Source organism: Bradyrhizobium sp. 482_C4_N1_8 (assembly GCF_052075965.1).
In the GTDB taxonomy this organism is placed as follows: Bacteria; Pseudomonadota; Alphaproteobacteria; order Rhizobiales; family Xanthobacteraceae; genus Bradyrhizobium; species Bradyrhizobium barranii.
On sequence record NZ_CP197231.1, the window covers coordinates 1,807,296 to 1,829,601 of the forward strand.

At 64.1% G+C, this 22,306-nt stretch carries 19 protein-coding genes; 11 read left to right on the top strand and 8 right to left on the bottom strand.

Annotated features, from left to right (window positions below; genetic code table 11):
* Nucleotides 1-82: 82 nt before the first annotated feature.
* Entirely contained in the window at nt 83-163 is an 81-nt protein-coding gene (gene pqqA / locus AB7Z56_RS08500; RefSeq protein WP_007595659.1) for a pyrroloquinoline quinone precursor peptide PqqA, read from the bottom strand.
* Nucleotides 164-411: 248 nt separating this feature from the next.
* On the opposite strand from pqqA, the gene AB7Z56_RS08505 reads away from it, so the two are divergent.
* The 6 genes from AB7Z56_RS08505 (at nt 412) to AB7Z56_RS08530 (ending at nt 4,617) form a co-directional block, all read left to right on the top strand.
* Complete coding sequence (locus AB7Z56_RS08505) at nt 412-669, top strand: DUF6894 family protein (RefSeq protein ID WP_063981427.1); 258 nt, start codon at nt 412-414, stop codon at nt 667-669.
* A 212-nt stretch (nt 670-881) separates the two neighbouring features.
* Complete coding sequence (locus AB7Z56_RS08510) at nt 882-2,282, top strand: amidase family protein (protein WP_063981428.1); 1,401 nt, start codon at nt 882-884, stop codon at nt 2,280-2,282.
* 2 nt (nt 2,283-2,284) lie between these two features.
* Nucleotides 2,285-2,761, top strand: coding sequence for a glutathione peroxidase (locus tag AB7Z56_RS08515; protein WP_063981429.1), 477 nt, complete (start codon nt 2,285-2,287; stop codon nt 2,759-2,761).
* Entirely contained in the window at nt 2,758-3,015 is a 258-nt protein-coding gene (locus AB7Z56_RS08520; protein ID WP_015684132.1) for a DUF3297 family protein, read from the top strand. Before AB7Z56_RS08515 ends, AB7Z56_RS08520 begins: the two co-directional genes overlap by 4 nt.
* Before the next feature lie 196 nt (nt 3,016-3,211).
* Entirely contained in the window at nt 3,212-4,381 is a 1,170-nt protein-coding gene (gene tarD / locus AB7Z56_RS08525; RefSeq protein WP_063981430.1) for a D(-)-tartrate dehydratase, read from the top strand.
* A 35-nt stretch (nt 4,382-4,416) separates the two neighbouring features.
* A complete protein-coding gene (locus AB7Z56_RS08530) occupies nt 4,417-4,617 on the top strand; it encodes a hypothetical protein (protein ID WP_371498107.1) in 201 nt (66 codons plus the stop codon).
* A 147-nt stretch (nt 4,618-4,764) separates the two neighbouring features.
* On the opposite strand, the gene AB7Z56_RS08535 is transcribed toward AB7Z56_RS08530, so the two are convergent.
* The 4 genes from AB7Z56_RS08535 to AB7Z56_RS08550 all read right to left on the bottom strand — a co-directional run bounded on the left by AB7Z56_RS08535 (nt 4,765) and on the right by AB7Z56_RS08550 (nt 10,184).
* Complete coding sequence (locus tag AB7Z56_RS08535; protein WP_063981432.1) at nt 4,765-5,910, bottom strand: DUF418 domain-containing protein; 1,146 nt, start codon at nt 5,908-5,910, stop codon at nt 4,765-4,767.
* Nucleotides 5,911-6,099: 189 nt separating this feature from the next.
* A complete protein-coding gene (locus AB7Z56_RS08540) occupies nt 6,100-7,548 on the bottom strand; it encodes an MmgE/PrpD family protein (RefSeq protein ID WP_063986129.1) in 1,449 nt (482 codons plus the stop codon).
* A 208-nt stretch (nt 7,549-7,756) separates the two neighbouring features.
* The gene (locus AB7Z56_RS08545; protein ID WP_063981433.1) at nt 7,757-9,109 is read right to left on the bottom strand and encodes a malonyl-CoA decarboxylase; all 1,353 of its coding nucleotides are present in this window, start codon (nt 9,107-9,109) and stop codon (nt 7,757-7,759) included.
* A gap of 268 nt (nt 9,110-9,377) precedes the next feature.
* A complete protein-coding gene (locus AB7Z56_RS08550) occupies nt 9,378-10,184 on the bottom strand; it encodes an AraC family transcriptional regulator (protein ID WP_371497412.1) in 807 nt (268 codons plus the stop codon).
* A gap of 51 nt (nt 10,185-10,235) precedes the next feature.
* Between AB7Z56_RS08550 and AB7Z56_RS08555 the strand changes: the two genes are divergently transcribed.
* On the top strand, nt 10,236-11,408 hold the full coding sequence (locus AB7Z56_RS08555; protein ID WP_063981434.1) for an MFS transporter: 1,173 nt from the start codon (nt 10,236-10,238) through the stop codon (nt 11,406-11,408).
* A 280-nt stretch (nt 11,409-11,688) separates the two neighbouring features.
* Here the strand turns inward: AB7Z56_RS08555 and AB7Z56_RS08560 are convergent, their stop codons facing one another.
* Nucleotides 11,689-14,847 (bottom strand): efflux RND transporter permease subunit, encoded by a 3,159-nt coding sequence (locus tag AB7Z56_RS08560; RefSeq protein ID WP_283017519.1) that lies wholly within the window; start codon nt 14,845-14,847, stop codon nt 11,689-11,691.
* Nucleotides 14,848-14,860: 13 nt separating this feature from the next.
* Nucleotides 14,861-16,054, bottom strand: a complete 1,194-nt coding sequence (locus tag AB7Z56_RS08565) for an efflux RND transporter periplasmic adaptor subunit (RefSeq protein WP_063981436.1) — start codon at nt 16,052-16,054, stop codon at nt 14,861-14,863.
* Nucleotides 16,055-16,294: 240 nt separating this feature from the next.
* Here AB7Z56_RS08565 and AB7Z56_RS08570 point away from each other — a divergent pair, with 240 nt between their 5' ends.
* A complete protein-coding gene (locus tag AB7Z56_RS08570) occupies nt 16,295-17,086 on the top strand; it encodes an ABC transporter substrate-binding protein (protein WP_283017518.1) in 792 nt (263 codons plus the stop codon).
* 13 nt (nt 17,087-17,099) lie between these two features.
* The gene (locus tag AB7Z56_RS08575) at nt 17,100-17,618 is read left to right on the top strand and encodes a GNAT family N-acetyltransferase (RefSeq protein WP_063981438.1); all 519 of its coding nucleotides are present in this window, start codon (nt 17,100-17,102) and stop codon (nt 17,616-17,618) included.
* Nucleotides 17,619-17,657: 39 nt separating this feature from the next.
* Here AB7Z56_RS08575 and AB7Z56_RS08580 read toward each other — a convergent pair whose 3' ends face one another.
* Nucleotides 17,658-18,833 carry a beta-propeller fold lactonase family protein gene (locus AB7Z56_RS08580; protein WP_063981439.1) on the bottom strand — a complete coding sequence of 392 codons (1,176 nt, stop codon included), beginning with the start codon at nt 18,831-18,833 and terminating at the stop codon, nt 17,658-17,660.
* A 270-nt stretch (nt 18,834-19,103) separates the two neighbouring features.
* Between AB7Z56_RS08580 and AB7Z56_RS08585 the strand changes: the two genes are divergently transcribed.
* Complete coding sequence (locus tag AB7Z56_RS08585) at nt 19,104-20,843, top strand: phospholipase C (protein WP_166102303.1); 1,740 nt, start codon at nt 19,104-19,106, stop codon at nt 20,841-20,843.
* A gap of 16 nt (nt 20,844-20,859) precedes the next feature.
* The gene (locus tag AB7Z56_RS08590) at nt 20,860-22,203 is read left to right on the top strand and encodes a cytochrome-c peroxidase (protein ID WP_063981440.1); all 1,344 of its coding nucleotides are present in this window, start codon (nt 20,860-20,862) and stop codon (nt 22,201-22,203) included.
* Nucleotides 22,204-22,306 lie beyond the last annotated feature (103 nt).

The following is a 22,306-nucleotide window of genomic DNA, read 5'->3' on the forward strand; positions in this document are numbered from 1 at the left end:
CGACACGGATGCCGACAAAGTTCGTGTCTTCCGGAAACCGATCGTGACCGAAAGATCCACCTGCGCAGAAACCACCAACCGCTTACTTGCGGGTGGCGCTCACATACATGTTGATTTCCATGCCACAGGGCACTTCGACGATCTTCGGGGCTTTCCAAGCCATTTTGGCTCTCCATTTTCACGAATTCGGACGTATCCGCCCAACGGTTAAAGTAATGCGAGCGGAAAACTTCGCTAGTGAAATCTTCCCGAGAAAGCCATGTTGCGCCGCGAAAATGATGGTGGAACATCACTTCCCGTGATGCTGCCTTGCGCGTGGCGCATTCGGTCGCGAACCCTGTCCTGATAAAGCAGTTGTGAGTGCAGTGCAGCTTTCAATCCGGTACAGGCCTCCCAATTTGGACTCTCGTGATGCCCAGATACTTCTTCAACACCCGCATCGGCGACGAATTGATCGTGGATCCCGACGGAGAGGACCTGCGTAACCCCGATCGCGCCTGGGAGGTCGCCCGCCAGATGATCCTGGAGGTGGTGAAGTCGGAGGGCGCCCAGCCGGCGCTCATGGAGGCCGTCATCGAGGTGACCGACGACGACGGGGAGATCGTGCTCGAATTCCCCTTCACCGAGGCCCTGCTGGACATCCCGGATCAGTCCGCGACCAGGCATTGAGGCCCCCGCGCGCTCCCCTGTCATTGCGAGGAGCCCTTGCGACGAAGCAATCCAGATTGTCTCCGCGGAGGGATTCTGGATTGCTTCGCTGCGCTCGCAATGACCGGGAATGAGGCACCACCCGGCGCCAAGCCCGCTCTTCCTCCCCGCGAAATCCGCATGGCTTTGCCGCGTTCCCGGCGCTAAAAGACGCCGGTTAAACGGAGCAAACCATGCAAGATCTCTGGCGCCTGTCGGCCGCCGACCTCGCTACCCTCGTCAAATCCAAAAAGGTCTCCGCCAGGGAGGCGGCCAAGGCCGGTCTGGCCCGCCTGGACGCCGTCAATCCCCAGCTCAACGCGGTGATCGACCACCGGCCGGAGGACGTGCTCAAGCAGGCTGATGCCGTCGATGCCGCCATCGCCAGGGGAGACGATCCCGGTGTGCTCGCCGGCGTGCCCGTCACCATCAAGGCCAATGTCGACCAGGAAGGCTTTGCCACCACCAACGGCCTGAAACTCCAGCGCGACCTGATCGCGCGCGAGGACAATCCGGTGGTCGCCAATTTCCGCAAAGCGGGCGCCATCCTGCTTGGCCGCACCAATTGCCCGGCCTTCTCCTATCGCTGGTTCACCACCAATCTGGTCCATGGCGACACCAAGAACCCCCGCGATGCCTCGCTGACCCCGGGCGGCTCGTCCGGCGGCGCCGGCTCGGCGGTCGCGGCCGGCATCGGCCATATCGCCCACGGCACCGACATCGCCGGCTCGATCCGCTATCCCGCCTATGCCTGCGGCGTGCACGGCCTGCGCCCGACGCTCGGCCGCATCCCGGCCTTCAACCCGGCGCTGCCGGAGCGTCCGATCGGGCCGCAGATCATGGCCGTCTCGGGCCCGCTGGCGCGCACGGTCAACGATCTCAGGATCTCGCTCGAAGCCATGTCGGCCCGCGACATCCGCGACCCCTGGTTCGTGCCGGCGCCGCTGGAGGGCCCCGCGCGGCCGAAGCGCGCCGCGCTCTGCCTCAACCCGGACGGGCTTGCGACCAAACCGGAGGTGAAGGCCGCGGTGACCGACGCCGGCAAGCGGCTGGAGCGCGCCGGCTGGACTGTCGAGGTCATCGAGAACACGCCGCCGATGCGCGAGGCGGTCGAGTGGCAGAGAAAACTCTGGCTTGGCGACGGCTATGAGGCGCAGCTGGAGATGGCTGAGCGCGAAGGCGATCCCGGTGCGCTGGCCTGCCTGCGCGGCAATCGCGCCAAGGTCACGCCGATGGACCAGGCGGACTACGCCAAGGCGCTCACGCGCCGCGCCACGCTGACCCGCGACTGGATGCTGTTCTTCGAAAAATATGCCGTGGTGCTCACGCCGGTGTCCGGCGAGTTGCCGTTCCCGGATCATCTCGACCGCAAGGACAACGAATCCTTCGAGCGCGTCTGGGAGGCGCAGATGCCGCAAATCGCGACCCCGTTCATGGGACTGCCGGGCCTGGTGGTCTCCACCGGTCTGGTTGGCAAGGCGCCGGTCGGCGTGCACATCGTGTCCGGCCGCTATCGCGAGGATCTGTGTCTGCTCGCAGGCGAAGCGATCGAGGCGGGCGGCGTGCCGCCGTCGCCGATCGATCCCGTGGGTTAGCGATGTCTGTGATCTACGACTTCAAGGCCAACTCGCTTCTCGGCGAGGAGGTGCCCATGCGCCGTTTCGAAGGGCAGGTGCTCTTGATCGTCAACACCGCGAGCAAATGCGGCTTCACACCGCAATATCGCGGGCTCGAGGATCTCTATCGCGACCTCTCGCCGCGCGGCTTCTCGGTGCTCGGCTTTCCCTGCAACCAGTTCGGCGCGCAGGAGCCGGGGCCGGCGAGCGAGATCCAGTCCTTCTGCTCGACCAACTACGACGTCACCTTTCCCCTGTTCGAGAAGATCGACGTCAACGGCGCCCATGCGCACCCTCTGTATGAGTACCTGAAACGCCAGCAATCCGGCCTGCTGGGCGCCTCCATCAAATGGAATTTCACCAAATTTCTCGTGGACCGTGCCGGCAAGGTGATCGCGCGCTACGCGCCGACCGCACGGCCGGAAGGACTGCGGAATCAAATCGAGACCCTGTTATGAGCGAGACAATCATGAGCGACGAATTTCCGGACCGCCTGTCGGTCGACCCGAACAGCCCCTATTACAACGCGGATATTCTCTCGCGCGACGTCGGCATCCGCTTCAAGGGTGTCGAGAAGACCAATGTCGAGGAGTACTGCATCAGCGAAGGCTGGGTCCGCGTCACCGCCGGCAACGCCAAGGACCGCCACGGCAATCCGCTGACGATCAAGGTGCATGGTCCGGTCGAGCCGTATTTCAGGGATAAGAAATAGTTTCTAAGCGCGCCGTGCTCTCTCCACCCGTCATTGCGAGGAGCGCACACTCTCTCCACGTCATTGCGAGCGACTTGTCCGCCATAGCTCGAAGAGCGACGGCGGAAGCGAAGCAATCCAGAATCTTTCCGCCGTGACAGTCTGGATTGCCTCGTCGCTTCGCTCCTCGCAATGACGAAAGTAAAAGGCCAACCCCATGTCCGTCCGCATCGTTGACGTCCGCGAGATCACGAAGCCGATCTCTTCGCCGATCCGCAACGCCTATATCGACTTCACCAAGATGACGACGAGCCTCGTCGCCGTCGTCACTGACGTCGTCCGCGACGGCAAGCGCGTCGTCGGCTACGGCTTCAATTCCAACGGCCGCTACGGGCAGGGCGGCCTGATCCGCGAGCGCTTTGCCTCGCGCATCCTGGAGGCCGATCCGAAGTCGCTGCTGAATGCGGCTGGTGACAATCTCGACCCCGACAAGGTCTGGGGCGCGATGATGACCAACGAGAAGCCGGGCGGCCATGGCGAGCGCTCGGTCGCGGTCGGCACCATCGACATGGCGGTGTGGGACGCGGTGGCGAAGATCGCAGGCAAGCCGCTGTTCCGCCTGCTCGCCGAACGGCACGGCGTGAAAGCAAATCCGCGCGTGTTCGTCTACGCCGCCGGCGGCTATTACTATCCCGGCAAGGATCTCTCGATGCTGCGCGGCGAGATGCGCGGCTATCTCGATCGCGGCTACAACGTCGTGAAGATGAAGATCGGCGGCGCGTCGATCGAGGACGACCGCACCCGCATCGAGGCGGTGCTGAAGGAGATCGGCAAGGACGCGCAGCTCGCGGTCGATGCCAACGGCCGCTTCGATCTCGAGACCGGCATCGCCTACGCAAAAATGCTGCGGGACTATCCGCTGTTCTGGTACGAGGAAGTCGGCGATCCCCTCGACTACGCGCTGCAGGCCGCGCTCGCCGAATTCTATCCGGGCCCGATGGCCACGGGCGAAAACCTGTTCAGCCACCAGGACGCGCGCAACCTCATCCGCTACGGCGGCATGCGCCCGGATCGCGACTGGCTGCAATTCGACTGCGCGCTGTCCTATGGCCTCTGCGAATACCAGCGCACGCTGGAGGTCCTGAAAACCTACGGCTGGTCGCCGAGCCGCTGCATCCCCCACGGCGGCCACCAGATGTCCCTCAACATCGCAGCCGGCCTCGGCCTCGGCGGCAACGAGAGCTATCCCGACCTGTTCCAGCCCTACGGCGGCTTCCCGGATGGTGTGCGCGTCGAGAACGGCCACATCACCATGCCCGACCTGCCGGGCATCGGCTTCGAAGGCAAGTTCGATCTCTACAAGGAAATGAAGGCGCTGGCGGAGTAGGATTGGGCTCGACGGCCGCGCCGACACTCTCCGTCATTGCGAGCGCAGCGAAGCAATCCAGAGTCTTTTCGCAGAGGCACGGCTGCAAGCTTCTCGTCTGGTACGAACTGCACGCGACAATGACCGATGCGATTGTACGTGAGAAGCAGATCAAGGGTGGCAGCAGAGCGAAGAAGCTTGCGCTGATCGAGAGCGCCAATCCGGACTGGACGGATCTCTACGAGACGCTGATCTGACGACAGGGGGAGTGGCGGTAGTAGGCGAGAGGGCGCCACTCATCCCGTCATTGCGAGCGTAGCGAAGCAATCCAGAATCTTTCCGCGGAGGCAGTCTGGATTGCTTCGTCGCATGTGCTCCTCGCAATGACGGCGGAGGGACCTTGGTCACTGCACGCCCTCCACCCGTGACAACAACATCGGCTGCAGTGCACCATACATCAGCGTGCGCCACAGCCATTCGATCGGGCCGTATCGGCAGTGGCGCAGCCACCATGCGCTGAACAGCACCTGTCCGACGTAGACGGCGATGCCGATAGCGAGGGCCTGGGTGATGCCGAGCCGTCCGAACAGGCCAAGGCCGTAGCCGTAGAAGATCCAGCCGAAGATGAGCGATTGTGCGACGTAGTTGGTGAATGCCATCCGGCCGAGCGGCGCGGCCCAGCCGAGCAGCCTCTTGCCGCGTCCGAAACTGGCGATGAAGAGGATGGCGGCACCATAGCCCAGCGCCAGCAGGATGTTGCCGAGCGGCTCGATGCCGACGTAAAGCAAGGCCGCGCCGAGACAGATAGCCGGAAGCGCGATGACGAGCAGGCCGCGGGCATTTTGCAGAATGCCGCTCCGCCAGGCCAGCGCTCCGACGAGAAACAGCCCGATCGTGCGCAAGAAGACGAACGCGTGCAGGGACGCGATGAGAGGAATTTCGCGGAGACGAAACGCCAGCACGTCGAGGAAGCCGCCCGTCGCATAGATGCGATTTGCATCCATGACGTCCCGCCAGATCGCGGTCCTGCCGGGAAACAACCCCGCGGGCGGAAAGGCCTGCATGGCCAGATACAGCGCGAGAGACGCCAGCGCGGCGAGCGTCAGCAACCAGCGCGGGCCAAACAGGAACGGCAGCACGATGAATCCCGCCAGTGCATATTCGGTGAGGATATCGCCGTTCCAGATCAGGCACAAATGAATGACGCCGAACACCAGCAGCACAGCGAGCCGCCGCAGGAGCAGGAAAGTGCGGCGCTCGCTGTTCGCGAGCCGGTCGAATTGAATGGCAAGGCCTGCGCCGAACAGCAGCGAGAACAGCGCAAACGCCTTGAGCTCCACGGCCTGCGTCAGGATCGTTTCGACGGCGCGATCAACCGGCGAAGCAAGCGTCCTGGCACCAAGAAACTGCTCGAAGATCGAAATGCGAAATTCCATGACCACGTTGATGGCCATGACGCCGAACAGGGCAATGCCCCGCAGCACGTCGATGGCGTCGATCCGGTCCGAGGGGCTTATTGGCCGAGGAGATGCGGCACCATCGGATGTCATGGAAGAATTCCAATTGTAGCTCGACGATGCGTGGCGCGGGGCGAGATGCCTGCCACACGCTCCGTCATTGCGAGCGCAGCGAAGCAATCCAGAATCTCTCTGTGGAGGCAGTCTGGATTGTTTCTTCGCAAGAGCTCCTCGCAATGACGATGTGGCGAAAGTCTGCCATCCCTTACGAAATTTCGCTCCTCACACGCGTTGCAGCAGCGGCCGCAAGCTGCGGATGTCGGTCACAGCCTCAATCTCATACACCGACTTGATCAACCGCTCGGCCTTCTCGCCGCCGACCACTGGGGCAATCAGATCGCGCGCCTTGTCGATGACCTCGTCGCGCGTCATCGGGTTGCGCGGCGTGCCGCGCACGGCGGTGACGCGCTCGGAGAGGCGGCTTCCATCAGTGAGCTCTATCTCGACGACGGCGACGCGCACCGGCAATAGTTTGGCCAGCTCCTCGTCGCGCACCAAATTCACCTTGGCGCGCTCCTTCAAAACCGCCGCGTCCTGCAAGCGCGGCTTGTCGTGCGCGGCGTGGAACGAGGCGGTCTTGTCGAGCAGCATCACGGCGACCATGTGCTGGAGACAGATGTCGGGGATGTCGCGGTTGTCCACGACCTCGGCGACCGACGGCGCAAGACGTACGGTGACGCGCTTGACCTCTCCGGCCTCGAACGCCTGCTTGCTGCGGATGGCGTAGACCGCATCGAGCGGTCCCTGGATCGGTGAACCCACCGTCCATTTCTTGATGTCGGTGCCTGCGATCTCGTAACGCTCGCCAAGCTTCTCCACGAGTTTTCCGGTCGCTGCCTTCGGCGCATAGGCCAGGAAGTAATTGTCTGGCCCTGAGAACACGTCGTCGACGCCGTTCCAGTCCGAACGCACCAGCAGTGCCGACGTCACGCCGTTTCGGGCCGGCATGCCGGCGAACACAAACCCCTTCTCGATATGGTCGACGTCGCGCCGCCACACGATGAAGCCGGAGGATTGCTGCGCGGCATAGTCGAGCACCCAGCGCATCCGGTGCGCGTCGAAGCCGGCGACGCTAGCCGCCGCAGCGGAAGCGCAGAACGTACCGGAAATGCTGTGCGTGCTCAGCACGCTTTCATAGCTGAAATCGGCCCCGCCCATCGCCATCACCACGCGCGTGCCGACGTCATAGCCGAGCGTCACCGCACGCAGAAAATGGGCGCCGTCGATTCCGAGGTGTTCGCCGAGCGCAAGTGCCGCGGGCACAGTCGAACTGCCGGGATGCGAGCGCGACGGGCTGTGCGAATCGTCGGTCTCGTCGGCATGCGCCATAACGCCGTTGGCAAGCGCAGCTTCGACTGGCGACGCGGTGAGCGATGTGCCGGCAATGGTCGATGTCCCCTGCGCAGCATTGGCGCGAATGTAGCGCTGCGCCGCCTGACCGGGCGGCAGCTCCGATCCTGATATCATCGACGCCAGCGTGTCGAGGATGTGGTGCTTTGCTTGTTCGACGACTTCGGGCGGCAGCGCGCGGGTTTTCGCAGCGCTCATGTAGTCGCACAGCGCCGTCATTTCTGGCCCGGAGCCAGATCCCTCCGCGAAACTGCGCGCGGGCGAAAGCGAGAGGCCGGTTGCCGCCGCTGCGGTCAGGCTGAGAAAGTCGCGTCGTTTCATGGTGTCCCGTCTTTGGTGCAGGAACTGATGAAACGGATAGCGCCTGGGATAGCGGTATGTCCAGTAGCCGCCGCGCTCCGCTGTCATGCCCCGCGCAGGCGGGGCATCCAGTACGCCGCGGCGGATGTGGTCAGAGCGAGTTTCTCCAACGCCGGCCTCTGGAATACTGGATCGTCCGCCTTCGCGGACGATGACACCGCAATTGTCCCTACGACAGCCGCATGTCCAGCAGCCTGCGCCCCTCGCCCTTCAGCAGCTTCTTCACCGCGCTCGACGCCACGACCTCGCCGTCATTGGCGTAGGCTTCGTGGTTCTTCTCGATGTCGTCGAGGCGGTAGAGGTAGTTGACCATCACGCCGGCGGACTCGCGCGCGCCTTTCGGCGAGAGGTCGCCGAGCCAGTTGATGCGCTCGAGCCGTGCGCCGTTGCCGAGATGGAAGCGGGCGACGGAATCGATCAGCTTGCCCTTCGGCGTGCGCGCTTTCAGGAAGTAATAGGCCGCGAGCGGCTCGATCACGGTGCGGAGCAGCGTCGTCGTCTCGGGGTTCTCGAACCATTTGGGATCGTCGAGGCGCTTCAGCACCTCGCGGTCCTCGTCCGAGAGCGGCAGGTCCCTGTCCTGCTTCACCCATTGCATGAAGCCCGGCACCGGCGACAGCGTCACGAAGGTGTCGAGTTTTGGCGTCTCGCGGCGCAGCTCTTCGACCACCTGTTTGATCAGGAAGCTGCCGAAGGAGATGCCGCCAAGCCCGCGCTGGGTGTTGGAGATCGAATAGAACACCGCGGTGCGCGCACGCTCGATCGGCAGATGCTGGCGGTCGACCGCCAGCAGCGGCGCGATCGCACCGGGGATCGTCTCGGTCAGCGCCACCTCGACGAAGATCAGGGGCTCGTCAACCATGGCGGGATGGAAGAAGGCGTAGCAGCGCCGGTCGACCGGATCGATGCGGCGGCGCAGGTCGTCCCAGTCGCTGATCTCGTGCACGGCTTCGTAACGGATGATCTTTTCGAGGATGTTGGCCGGGGTCGACCAGTCAATCCGGCGCAGCACGAGAAACCCCCTGTTGAACCACGACGAGAGAAGGTGCGAGACGTCGCGATCGAGCGCGGCGAGATCGGTGTGACCGTTCATCATGCCGAGCAGATCGGCGCGCATGTTGACGAGATCGCCGGTGCCGCCCGGCGCGCGGTTGAGGCGGCGGATCAGCTCCTGCCGGCGCGGCTCGGAGGCGAAATGCAGCGAGCTCGCGTCTTCGTCACTGGGACTGGCGCGCCATTTTTCGATCGCCTTGGACAGGCGTTCGCGATCGGGGCCGAAATCGCGCACCAGGGCTTCGAAGAAGGCGCGGCGTCCTGCCGCATCCAACTCCTGGTAGATGTCGAGCACCTCACGCGCCATGGCGGTGCCCGAAGCTTCGCCACGACCGGACAGCAGCGCACCGCAGAGCTCGATCAGCCCGTCGGCATCGTGCTTGGCGTCGGCGGAATCCCCGCGGCGCAGCAGCGTGCGGCCGCGATCGGAGATGGTGGCGAGCAGGTCTGAGAAGAAGGCGTTGGCCATCTGGTCGTTTCGATTCCGGTTTGTGCGCTGCGGAAGCTTACACGGGATTTAGGCGGAAGCCGATCACAATCAAGCAGGGGAATTTTGTATCTTTCGTGGTGCCATGCGCCACCAGGAAAGCTGTCATGCCCCGCGAGGCCGAGAGTGCCACCAAAGCTGTCATGCCCCGGCTTGACCGGGGCATCCAGTACGCCGCGGCCTCTCGGCTCAATCACGGCCGTCTCTGGAATACTGGGTCGCCCGGTCAAGCCGGGCGACGACACCGTGACTATTTCCCCGCAAACTCCGTCGGCGTCCGCCCAGTCACCTGACGGAATGCTGCCGAAAACGCCGGCACGCTGGCATAGCCGAGCTGGGTGGCGAGCTGCTTCACCGACACATTGGGGTCGGTCGACAGCCGCTGGATCGCTGCCGCAACCCTTGCGCGCTGGCACCAGCTCTTGAAGCTCAATTGCGTCTCGGTCGAAAACAGCCGCGACAACGTACGCGCGGAGGTTCCGACCTCACGCGCCAGCGTGTCGATGTCGTGCAGGCCGGTGGGATCGTCGAGCACGATCATCGCGGCGCGCCGGCAGCGCGGCTCATGCGGCAGCGGCACGAAGGTCGCGGAATCCTCCGCCTGGTGCAATTCCAGCATCACCAGGCGGACCAGCAGCTCGGTGCGCTCCTCGGTGTTGCGCGCGTCGAACAGCGCGAGGATCGCCTGGTTGAGCAGCGGCGATACCCGCACCACGAATTCCTTGGTCAGCCCCTCATAGCGTTGTTCGCGCTTGAGCCAGGGCAGGTCGAAATACAGCGTGCGCATCTCGATGTCGGCGAGCAGGTCGAGGGCATGCTCGAGCCCGGCCGGCACCCAGACGGCGCGGTCCGGCGGCACCAGCCAGCGCCCCGCGGGCGTCGTCACCTGCATCGTGCCCTTGGCGGCATAGATCAGCTGCGCCTCGCGGTGCATGTGCAGATCGATCCGCATGCCCTTGGGATAGTCGCGGGCGACGAGGTGCACACCCGCTGGCGAGCGATGGTTGCTCCGGACCTCCCGCAGGATTGGCGTTTCCAAGACAGTCATTGGCAGCATCCCGTCATGGCTCCGACATATAACCCATTTCGGAGCAGGAGAGGATTCGGAATGAATAGTCCCAGCCGGGTGATCAGTTTCGTCAACGCAGGCCATTTCATCGACCATTATGCGATGCTGATTTTCGCCGCCGCCGTGATCATCATGGGGCCGGCGCTCGGCATGGCCTATTCGGAACTTCTGCCCTATGCGACGCCGGGCTTCGTCGCCTTCGGCGCCGGCTCGCTGCTCACCGGCTGGCTCGGGGACCGCTGGAGCCGCCGCCACATGATGCTGATCTTCTTCGTCGGCATCGGTGCTTCCATGATCTCGGTCGGCTTCGTGCAGACCCCGGCACAGCTCGGCGCGGCGCTGTTCGCGATCGGCATTTTTGCCTCGATCTATCACCCCGTCGGCACCGCGATGATCGTGTCCTATGCCGACCGGCTCGGCCGCGAGATGGGGATCAACGGCGTCTGGGGCAATCTCGGCGTTGCCTCCTCCGCGCTGGTGACCGGCGTGATCGGCCAGTATCTCGGCTGGCGTTTTGCCTTCATCGTGCCCGGTGTCGTCACCATCCTGATCGGCATCGCCTTTGCGATGATGGTCGTGCATGAGGACCGCAAGGGCTCGAAGCAGGCGGCAGCTCAAGCGCGCGTGGCGAAGAAAGACATGTGGCGCGTGATCCTGTCGCTGCTGATCGTCGTGATCGCGATCTCGACGACGTTCAACGCGGTTACCGTCGCGCTGCCGAAGCTGTTTGCCGAGCGGCTCGCGGATTTGACAAAAAGCCCGGCGCTGCTCGGCGTCATCGCGGCCTGCGTCTACGTGTTCGGCGCGATGACCCAGTACACGATCGGCCGGCTGCTCGACCGCTACTCGCTGAAGACGGTGGCGCTGCCGCTGTCCTTCATGCTGGCGCCGTTCCTGTATCTCGCCGCGAACCTGTCCAATCTGCCGCTGATCCTGGTCTCGATCGGCATCGTCATGGGCGCGTTCGGGCAGGTCACGGTGAACGATGCCATGGTCGGCAAATACACCAGCGAGGAATGGCGCTCGCGCGCCTATGCCGTGCGCTATTTCATCGGCTTCACCGCCGCGGGCGCCTCCGTCGGCCTGGTCGCCTGGCTCTATGAGCAGGGCGGCTTCGTCACCATGCTGCACGCCTTCGCTGCCCTGTGCCTGCTCGCGATCGCCGCCGCGATCATCCTGCCGCGCGAGATCAGGACGCCGCAGCCGGCGTGAGGGATTGCCGAGAGACGGGCGCCTCTCGCCCCATCGTCATTGCGAGCGTAGCGAAGCAATCCAGAATCTTTCCGCGGAGGGACTCTGGATTGCTTCGCTGCGCTCGCAATGACGGGGGATGGACCGGCGCATCGTGCACCCCGCCCACAATGCCATTCTGCCGGTGTTTTGCCCGACGGGTCAAAGCACCGGAACGCTCAAATGCCATCAACGCCGTTCTACTGTGCATGGGGTTGTTTTCGACTTTTTTGTTTGTCGGCAGCCCGCCTCCGCGGAAAAACTACGGTTTCACCTCGGCCGCCGTCTTTGCCTTCGGCGCCTTCTTCGACGTGCGCCAGTTCTCGAAGCGCTGCACCACCACGAAGAAGGCCGGCACGAACAGCACCGCAAGGCAGGTCGAGGCCAGCATGCCCGAGAACACGGTGATGCCGATCGACTTGCGCGCGCTGGCGCCGGCGCCGGTCGCGATCACCAGCGGCACCACGCCGAGGATGAAGGCGAACGACGTCATCAGGATCGGCCGGAAGCGGGCGCGCGCCGCCTCGATCGCGGATTCCAGCACCGGCTTGCCGTCGCGGTTATGCAGCTCGAGCCCGACCTCGACGATCAGGATCGCGTTCTTGGCCGACAGCGCGATCAGCAGGATCAGGCCGATCTGGCAATAGAGGTTGTTGTCGATCTTCAAGGCGTTGAGGACGAGCATGGGCCCGATCAGCGATAGCGGCACCGCGAGGATCACCGAGATCGGCGCGTACCAGCTCTCGTACTGGCCGGCGAGCACGAGATAGACCAGCAGCATGGCAAGGCCAAACACCCAGTAGATCTGGTTCGAGACGGCCTTCTCCTGATAGGACATCGCGGTCCACTCATAGCCCGTGCCCGGCGGCAGCGTCTTGTCCGCGATCTCCTCCATCAGCTTCAGCGACTGGCCGGACGAGTAGCCCTGCGCCGGCAGGCCGACGATGGTCGAGGAAGGGTAGAGGTTGTAGAGGCTGATCAGCGACGGACCGGTGGCCGGCGTGATCGTGGCGACGGTGCCGATCGGGATCATGTCGCCGTTCGAGTTGCGTACCTGCATGTTGGCGATGTCGCGCTCGGTGACGCGGAATGCCGGATCGGCCTGGGTATAGACCTGGAACACGCGTCCGAACTTGTTGAACTGATTGACGTAGGACGAGCCGAGATAGGTCGACAGCGCCGCGAACACCTGATCGGTGGTGACGTGCAGCGTCTGGGTCTTGATGCGGTCGATCTCGACGTTGAACTGCGGCACCGACGAGCGGAACGAAGACGATACGCGCTGCAGCGCGCTCTGGCTCTGGGCGTTGGAAACCATCGCGCCGGTGATGGCCTGGAGCTTTGCAAAATCGCTGTTGCCGTCGCGCAGCTCGACCTGCATCGAGAAGCCGGCCGCGTTGCCGATGCCCTGGATCGGCGGCGGCGGCAACACCAGGGTGCGTGCCTCCATGATGGTCGCGAGCTTGTCGTTCAGCCCGTAGACCAGCGAACGCAGATCTTCGCCGGGCCCTTTGCGCGCCGACCAGTCCTTCAGGATGATGTAGGCGACGCCGGCATTGGCGAGGCTGGCGCTGTTGTCGAGCGCGGAGATGCCGGCGATGGTGATGACCTGCTGGACACCAGGCGTGTCCTTGATCAGCTCGCTCGCTCTGTCGAGCACCGTCTGGGTCCGCTCCAGCGCGGCGCCGTCGGGCAGTTGCACGGCGGCGATCAAATAGCCCTGGTCCTCGATCGGCAGGAAGCCGGTCGGCACCCGCGACAGGCCGTAGCCGCCGATCCCGATCAGCACCAGTGCGAATGCGACCGAGATCGTGCTGTTCCTGCACAGCACGCCGATGAGGCGCGTGTAGCCCCGCTCGACACGGTTATAGACGGCGTTGAAGCCGCGGTAGAAGAAGTTGCGCTGCTCCGGCGGCACCGTGGGCCGCAGCCAGAGCGCGCATTGCGTCGGCTTCAGCGTGGCCGCGTTGATGGCGGATAGCAGCGCGGTCGCCGCGATCACCAGCGCGAATTGCGAATAGATGCGCCCGGTGAGGCCGGCGAGGAACGAGGCCGGCAGGAACACCGAGATCAGCACCAGGGTGATGCCGACGATCGGCGCGAACAGCTGGTCCATTGCCCTGATCGCGGCGTCGTGGCCGTTCATGCCCTGCTCGATGTTGTGCGCGGCGCCTTCGACCACGACGATGGCATCGTCGACGACGATGCCGATCGCGAGCACGATCGCGAACAGCGTCGACATGTTGATGGTGAAGCCGAGCGCCGCCATCGCCGCGAACGCGCCGATGATGGTGACGGGCACGGTGGTCGCCGGCACCAGCATTGCGCGCCAGTCCTGCAAGAACACCAGGATCACGACCAGCACCAGCAGGCCGGCCTCGATCAGCGTCATGTAGACCTCGTGCACCGAGGCTTCGACGAATTTGGTGGTGTCGAACGGCGTGTCGTATTTGATGCCTTCGGGGAATCGCTTTGCAAGCTCCGCCATCTTCTTCTCGACGGCCTGCTCGACCTGGAGCGCGTTGGCGCCCGGCGACTGGAACACGCCGATGCCGGTGGCCGGCTGATTGTTCAGCGAGAAGATCTGGCTGTAGGTCTGCGCGCCCAATTCGACCCAGCCGACGTCGCGCACGCGCGTGACGTCGCCACTGGTGCCGGTCTTGACGATGATGTTCTCGAACTGGGTGGTGTCGTCGAGCCGGCCGTTGACGTTGAGCGTGTACTGGAACGCCTGTCCCGGCGGCGTCGGCGGCGCGCCGACCTGGCCGGCCGAGACCTGCTGGCTCTGCTGCTGGATCGCCGTGACGACGTCCGACGGCATCAGTCCGCGGACCTGGAGCTTGTTCGGATCGAGCCACACCCGCATCGAATACTGGCCGGCGCCGAACACCGTGACGTTGCCGACGCCGGGCAGGCGCGAAAGCTCGTCGCGGATGTTGATGGTGGCGTAGTTGCTCAGATAAAGGCTGTCGAACGTCTTGTCCGGCGAGGTCAGCGTCACGAACAGCAGGATCGAGGTCGACTTCTTCTGGACGGTGACGCCCTGGTTCTGCACGGAGGATGGCAGTTGCGACAGCGCGCTGGAGACGCGGTTCTGCACCAGCACCTGTGCGAAGTTGAGGTCGGTGCCGATCTTGAAGGTCACGGTCAGCGTATAGGTGCCGTCGGAGCCGCTGTAGGACTGCATGTAGAGCATGTCCTCGACGCCGTTGACCTGCTGCTCGATCGGCAGCGCGACGGTGTCGATCACGGTCTTGGCGCTGGCGCCCGGATAGCGCGTGGTGACCTGCACCGTCGGCGGCACCACGTCGGGATATTGCGCGACCGCGAGGTTGAACAGCGCGACGCCGCCGATCAGGATCATCAGAAGCGCGATGACGTTCGAGAGGACCGGCCGCTCGATGAAGAATTTCGAGATCATGGCTGGCGCCCCCTCACTTGGCAGACGCCTGCGGCTGCTCGATCTTCGTCAGTTGCGGATCGATCTTCTGACCCGGGATCACGCGCAGCAGCCCCGCGATCACCACGCGGTCGTCCGGCTTCAAGCCGCTTTCGATCACGCGCAGGCCGTTGTCGACCTGACCGATCTGCACCTTGCGCTGCTCGACAATGTTGTCGCTATTGACCACCAGGAGATAGCGGCCGCCCTGGTCGCTGCCGAGCGCGGTGTCGGGGACGAGGAGGGCGTTCTTGTCCTGGTCGAAGGGCACCCGGACCCGGACGAAATAGCCGGGCAGCAGCGCTCGCTTGTCGTTGGGCAAGACGCCGCGTACCGCGAGCGTGCCCGTTGATGTATTGAGGGTCGGCGAGACGTAGTCGAGGTGGCCTTCATGCGGATAGCCGGTCTCGGTCTGGAGGCCCACCTGGATCGGCAACTGTTTGAGGTCGGCCACGGTCAGCCCGCGACGGGCCGCTTCGGCGCGGATGCGAAGGACGTCCTGCTCACTGACCGTGAAGTTCACCCAGATCGGATCCAGCGCGACGATGGTTGCGAGCTGGGTCGGGGAGGAGACGCCGACGAGCTCGCCGATCGAGACCAGGTGCGCGCTGACGATGCCGTCGAACGGCGCGCTCACCTTGGTGTAGCCGTAATTGACCTCGGCGAGCCTCGTATTGACCTGGGCCTGCTGGAGACTGGCCTGGGCGTTGTCGCGGGTGGATGTCGAGGTGTCGAGCGTCGCCTGCGAGACAGCCTGGCGCTGCACGAGGTCGACCTGCCGCTTGAAATCGGCCTCGGCCTGCTTGAGCGTGGCCTGCGCACCGACCTCGGCCGCCTGCGCCTGCTCGAGCTTGAGCTTGTAGGTCTCAGGCTCGATTAAGAAAAGCTGGGTGCCCTGCTTGACGAAGCTGCCGTCCTGATAGTCGATCGATTGCAGGAAGCCCTGCACGCGCGCCACCAGATCGACGCTCTTGACCGGCGCGGTGTTGCCGGTGGCTTCGACATAGCGCGTCACGGCCCGCTGTACCGGCGTGGCGACGTCCACCTTCGGCGGCGGCGGCGCCACGAACGTGTTCTTGTCCTCGCAGCCGGCGAGCGCCACCACGGCCGCCGCGGCAACGAGTGCCCGCCCGACATGTCTCCACGCTCCGTTCCGTTGTGCGAGATCAGCGGGATTCGCGCAGGTCATTCGGTGGCCCCCGATTATTGTCTGTCGGTGTGGCAGGCTACCAACAAATGCCCGGCCGTGGAACACCATAGCCATGGCGGTCACCAGCCTTACACTGTAAACGGCGCAGTGGCCTTTGACAGGTTTGTCATGGCAAACCGCTCTTCATCGGGTGCATGATCGACCAGAATTGTGTCAAAGGCCGAGTGACGGAAACGAAACGGTCGAGAAGCAGAGAAGAAAAGGTGAGGAGAACATGACATGCCCACGTCGCTCCAGGCGGCCCTTGCCGGCCTCGTTTTCGCAGCGGCAGTCGCCATGCCCGCGCTAGCCGATGGCCTGAAGGACGAGATCGCGCCGACCGGCAAGCTGCGGGTCGCGATCGCGATCAGCCCGGCGGGCGGCGCGTTCTGGTCGACCAAGACCGAAGCCGGCTATGCCGGCGTGCCGGTCGACCTCGGCAAGGAGATGGCCGGCCAGCTCGGCGTACCCGTCGAATATGTCGTGCACCAGAATTCCGGGCAGATCACCGACGCGGCGTCGAAGGGGACCTGGGACGTCACCTGGCTGCCAAAAGATCCCGAGCGCGAGACCAAAATGATGTTCGGCCCGATCTACGAGGTCGCGGATGCCACCTACATCGTCAAGCCCGGCTCAGCCATCACCAACTTCGCCAGCCTCGATCAACCCGGCATCAAGGTCGCGGCCGTCAACGCCACCACGACCATGCGCGGCGCGATCGCGCATCTGAAGAATGCGAAAGCCACGGGCTATCAGACCTATGACGAGATCTTCGGCCTCCTGAAGAGCGGCGAGATCGACGCCTTCGCGCTGTCGCGCGACCAGCTCAACAAGATGGCGCAGAAGATCCCGGGCACGAAGGTGCTGGACGAGACCTTCAAGAAAACGGTGACGGCGGTGGCCGTGCCGCTCGGTCACAGCCAAGCGCTGGCGTTCGTCACCAAGTTCATGAACGAGGCGGTGACGAACGGCGCCTTGCGCAAGGCCTATGACAACAATGGCCTGAAGGACACGCCGATCCGGACGGAGTAGCGGCAGCGGCTCCATGGCAAGCGAGATTCAGATCCGCGCTTTCTTGCTGGCCGATGCGGCCGCCGTGCGCGAGCTGTTCATCCAGGTCAATCGCCTGTTGGCGCCGGTGCATTTGGCGGAGGCGTTTGAAGGATACATCACCCGCTCCCTCGCGGAGGAGATAGATCGTCTCGCCGATTATTATTCGGGTCGGAGCGGCGGTTTCTGGGTCGCCGTCGATGACGATGAAATCGTCGGCATGTTTGGACTGGAGGCCTCTGGCGAACGCGCGATGGAGTTACGGCGCATGTACGTTGCTCCCGGCGCGCGGCGCCGGGGTATCGCGCGAAAGATGCTGGCGTTTGCGGAAGAGGAGTGCCGCCGCCGCAATCGTCCGCAATTGCAGCTGAGCACGTCCGAGCTTCAGCAGGATGCGCTGGCGCTGTATCGAAACGCAGGATACGAGAAGGTGCGCGAGGAGATCGCCGATGCCGCCAGCAACAAGACATTGGGCGGCGGCATTCGTCGCTACCATTTCACCAAGCGGCTCTGACGGCCATTCCAGGCTCTTCGCCTGCTGTTACGACTGGCCTCACGGCTCCGCGGTGCGAATGCCTGCGGGGCTCACCTGCAGCTTGAGTGTGGACGTCCTGGTCAGCGCCTTGCCGTCGAACGAGAACGCGATCAGCTCGTTCTCGACCATGCACTGCGCCACGACATGTTTTGAGTCCTTTGACCACACCATGCCCTGACACCAATGGCCGATCTTGGCCTCCGCCACCGGCGTGAGGTCGGTGCCCGAGATCTTGTAGACTTTGAGCAGGCCGAAATCGTTGAAGAAGGGCGAGGCCGATGGCTTGTTCGAGCCGTTCATGACGGTGACGGCGACATGGCTGCCGTCCGGCGACATCTTCACGGCCTCAGGTGTCTGTCCAACGGTAACCGTCGTGACGACGCGGATCGGCTTGGCGGTCATGTCGATCAGACTGATCGTGTCACTGTCGCCGCTGCTGGCACCGACATTGCCGACGACGGCCACCGCGCTGCCGGTGAGGTCGATGTCGTAGGGGCGGATGCCGGCGGAGAGGTCGCGCTTGGTGTATTCGACCTTGGTCCCGTCCACGCTCAGAAGCGAGATCTTGCTGTCGCCGTCGCGGGTGACCAGCGCGGTGGCTCCGTCGCGGGAGAACACTACATGGCTGGGGCCGGACTTGGCATCGCCGAGTTGAATCTTCCCGCCTGCGGTCAGCGTATTGCCGCTGATCGCGAAGACCGAGACGGTGCCTTCGCTGCGGTTGGCAACCAGCGCCAGCGTGCCGGCACGGTTGATCGAGACGCCGGCGGCGCCTGGGCCGGCCTGCAATGTCGCGAGCACCTTTGGCGGGGTGGATTTGAGGTCGATCACCGAGAGCTTGTCGTCGGGGACCGTCTTGGTCGTGTCCGCGGGATCGAGCTTCATCGCACCCGTGACCAGCGCAAGCGAGCCGTCCGGCGCAATCGCGACGCTCGGCGGCGGCCCGACTACGCTGGCGGGTGCCGGGACCTCGCCCAAAAGCTTCAGCGCGCCATCGGCGAGATCGATGACGCTGACCGTGTCCGGCAGCGGCTGCTTGCGCACCACGGCATTGCCGTTCTCCAGCATCATCTTGCCGTCATTGGCGGTGACGACGATCTCGGCATGAGCGGCGAAATTTGCAAAGCCGGCAAAGGACGTTGCGACCAGAGCCGACGCGACATCGCGCGTGCGCCTGTGAACAGCGGCTTTCATGTTTCCCCCTGAGACTTTGTTCTTGTCCGGCAAAGCTAAATGCAACCGGGGGCATTGCGCAACAATCTGAACGCGATCATTTTTGCCTTCGCCCTTGGAATAAAACGGCAAGACGCGCTTCGGTACGGCCGAAGCGGGTGGCTGCATAAAAAATTATGCCTCGACCACTGCGCAAAGTGTCTCGTGCGTCAAACTGACACGGCTCTGTCACTCGCGATGTTTAGAACATTTCTGATCGTAAACATCCTCATTTCCGGGGCGTCAAAAAAAATGAAATCGAGACTACTGACGACGGCTGCGATTGTCGCGGCCGCGAGCGCGCTCGCGTGCACTCTTCCCGTCCTTGCGGACGACTTCGGCCGTGACCGCGATCACGGGCATGATCAAGGTCGCGACAACGATCACGACCGTGATCATCACCGTCATCCGCATGACATCCACACCGAGACGCCGATCAAGCATCTCGTGATCATCTTCAACGAGAACCGCTCGTTCGATCATTACTTCGCGACCTATCCGAACGCGGCCAATCCGTCGGGCTCGATCCCCTTCGTGCCGAAGCCGCATACGCCGAAGGTCAACAATCTCGCCAACGCGCATTTGCTGGTGAACAATCCGAACAACAGCGCGGCCAACGGCACCGGCGCGACGGATCCGTTCCGCCTCGACCGCACTCAGGCCAACACGCGCTCGCAGAACCACTCCTACACGCCCGAGCAACAGGCCGTGGACAACGGCAAGGAAGACCTGTTTCCGAAATTCACCGGCCGCGGCACCGCCGGCGGCGCCGGTGCGTTCGGCACCAACGGTCAGGTCATGGGCTATTTCGACGGCAACACCACCACCGCCTTCTGGAACTACGCCCAGCACTTCGCCATGAGCGACAATGCCTGGACCGACACTTTCGGTCCGTCGACGCAGGGCGCGCTCGCGGTGATTTCCGGCCAGACCAATGGCGCGCAGAACATCGTCGGCACCTCGGCGTCGATCGCCGACGGCCAGGGCGGCCTGACGCTGATCGGCGACACCGACCCGGCCTACGATTCCTGCTCGAGCACGAGCAGCACCGTGCTGATGACAGGCAAGAACATCGGCGACCTGCTCAACGACGAGCGCATCAGCTGGGGCAGCTTCATGGGCGGCTTTGACCTGACGCTCAAGAATGCCAACGGCACCACCGGCTGCGCGCGCACCACGTTCTCCAGCAACGTGAACGGCACGATCGTGGACTACAGCCCGCACCACGCCTGGTTCCAGTACTACAAGTCGACCGCCAACCCGACCCATGCGCGGCCGAGTTCGGTCGATGCGATCGGCCACACCTACGAGAAGGGCGGCAAGACCGTCGATCCGGCCAACCACGCCTACGACCTCGAGGACTTCTACGCCGCCGTGAAGGCCGGCAATTTCCCGGCCGTCTCCTACATCAAGATGTCGGCCTACCAGGACGGTCACGCCGGCAACTCCGATCCGCTCGACGAGCAGGTCGGCAATGTCGAGCTGATCAACTTCCTCCAGAAGCAGCCGGAGTGGCGCGAAACCGCGGTCATCATCACCTATGACGACTCCGACGGCTGGTACGACCACCAGTACGTTGCGCCGAAGACCGCCTCTTACGATCCGACCGCCGATCAGGTCAACGGTCCGGGCCTGTGCGGCCTCGGCCCGCAGAAGCAGCCGGCACCGAAGGGTCTCTCCGGCAAGCCGGTGAACGGCCGCTGCGGTCCCGGCACGCGCATTCCGTTCATCGTGGTCTCGCCCTACGCCAGGACCAACCACGTGAGCAGCACCTACATCTCGCAGGCGTCCGTGGTGCGGTTCATCGAGGACAACTGGCTGCGCGGCCAGCGTATCGGTGGCGGCTCGTTCGACGCCAGCTCCGGCTCGATCATGGACCTGTTCGACTTCGATCAGGATCACAGCCATGACTACCGGACCGACGCGCTGTTCCTCGATCCGACCTCCGGCACGGCGATCACCAGCCCGCCGGACGAGCACCACCACCACTAGTCCAACGGGACGCTTGATGAACAGCCGCACCATGTGGCTCCTCGGCGCCGGCCTGCTTTGTCTGGCCGGCGCCGTCTTTGCGGCCGGGACGCAGGGACTTGCGGAGACGAGCCAGCTCGGCGCGAACCCGAATCCGGTTCGCCCCATGCGCCCGCCCGTCGCGCCATTGTCCGCGATGGCGCAGCTCGGCAAGGAGATCTTCTACGACGCCTCTCTGTCGTCGTCCGGCGCGCTGTCCTGCGCATCCTGCCACAGCCCGGATCACGCCTACGGCCCGCCCAACGACGGGCCGGTGATGCTCGGCGGCGCCGCCCTGTCGCGGCAAGGCGCGCGCGCGGTGCCGTCGCTGACCTATCTCGATCGCCACCCCAATTTCAGCATCGGCCCCGACAAGGGCGACGACGACAACGTCATCGATCTCGCGCAGATGGCTGCAATCGGCCAGCAGGCTGCGCGGACGACGAAGACGGCCGGCGGCAGCGGCGCATCGGCGAACATCGTGCCGCAAGGCGGCCTGTTCTGGGACGGCCGCGCCGACACGCTCCAGGACCAGGCGCTGTTCCCGCTGCTCGACCCCAACGAGATGGACGGCGGCAGTGCCGAGATCGTCGCGGACAAGCTGCGCCGTGCGCCTTACGCCAATCGCTTCGTCGAGCTGTTCGGCGCCGGCGTGCTCGGAAATCAGCGACTCCTGATCGCGGAGGCGATGTTCGCGGTTGCGCGCTATCAGGTGGAGGAAGTCAGCTTCCATCCCTACACCAGCAAGTACGACTACTGGCTCGAGGGCAAGGCGCGGCTGTCCGAAAGCGAGCTGCGCGGCCTGCAGATGTTCAACGACCCCGACAAGGCCAATTGCGCCGGCTGTCACACCTCGGCGCCGACCCGCGACGGCCTGCCGCCGCTGTTCACCGACCACCAATACGAGGCGCTCGGCGCGCCGCGCAATGCCGCGCTCGCCGGCAACCGCGATCCCAACCATTTCGATCTCGGCGTCTGCGGCCCGCAGCGCACCGACATTCCCGAGCAGACGCAATATTGCGGCATGTTCCTGACGCCGACGCTGCGCAACACGGCGACGCGCCACGCCTTCTTCCATAACGGCGTCTTCAGTACCCTCGAGCAGGTCCTGGATTTCTACAATTTTCGCGACACCAATCCGGAAAAGGTTTTTCCGCGCGGCGCCGACGGCGCGGTGCGGAAATACGACGACCTGCCGCAAAAATATCATGCCAATGTCGACGTCACCGATCCGCCCTTCGATCGCCACCCCGGCGACAAGCCGGCAATGACGGAGCAGGACGAAGCCGACATCATCGCGTTTCTGAAGACACTGACGGACGGCTACAAGCCGGAGAATTAGAGTGCCGACGAATTAGAGTGTCGACGCATGATTCCGGGATGCGGATGCGGCGAAAAAGTCAGTCATCGCCTGCATGAACACTCCTGCCGCCGTGTCGGATCGC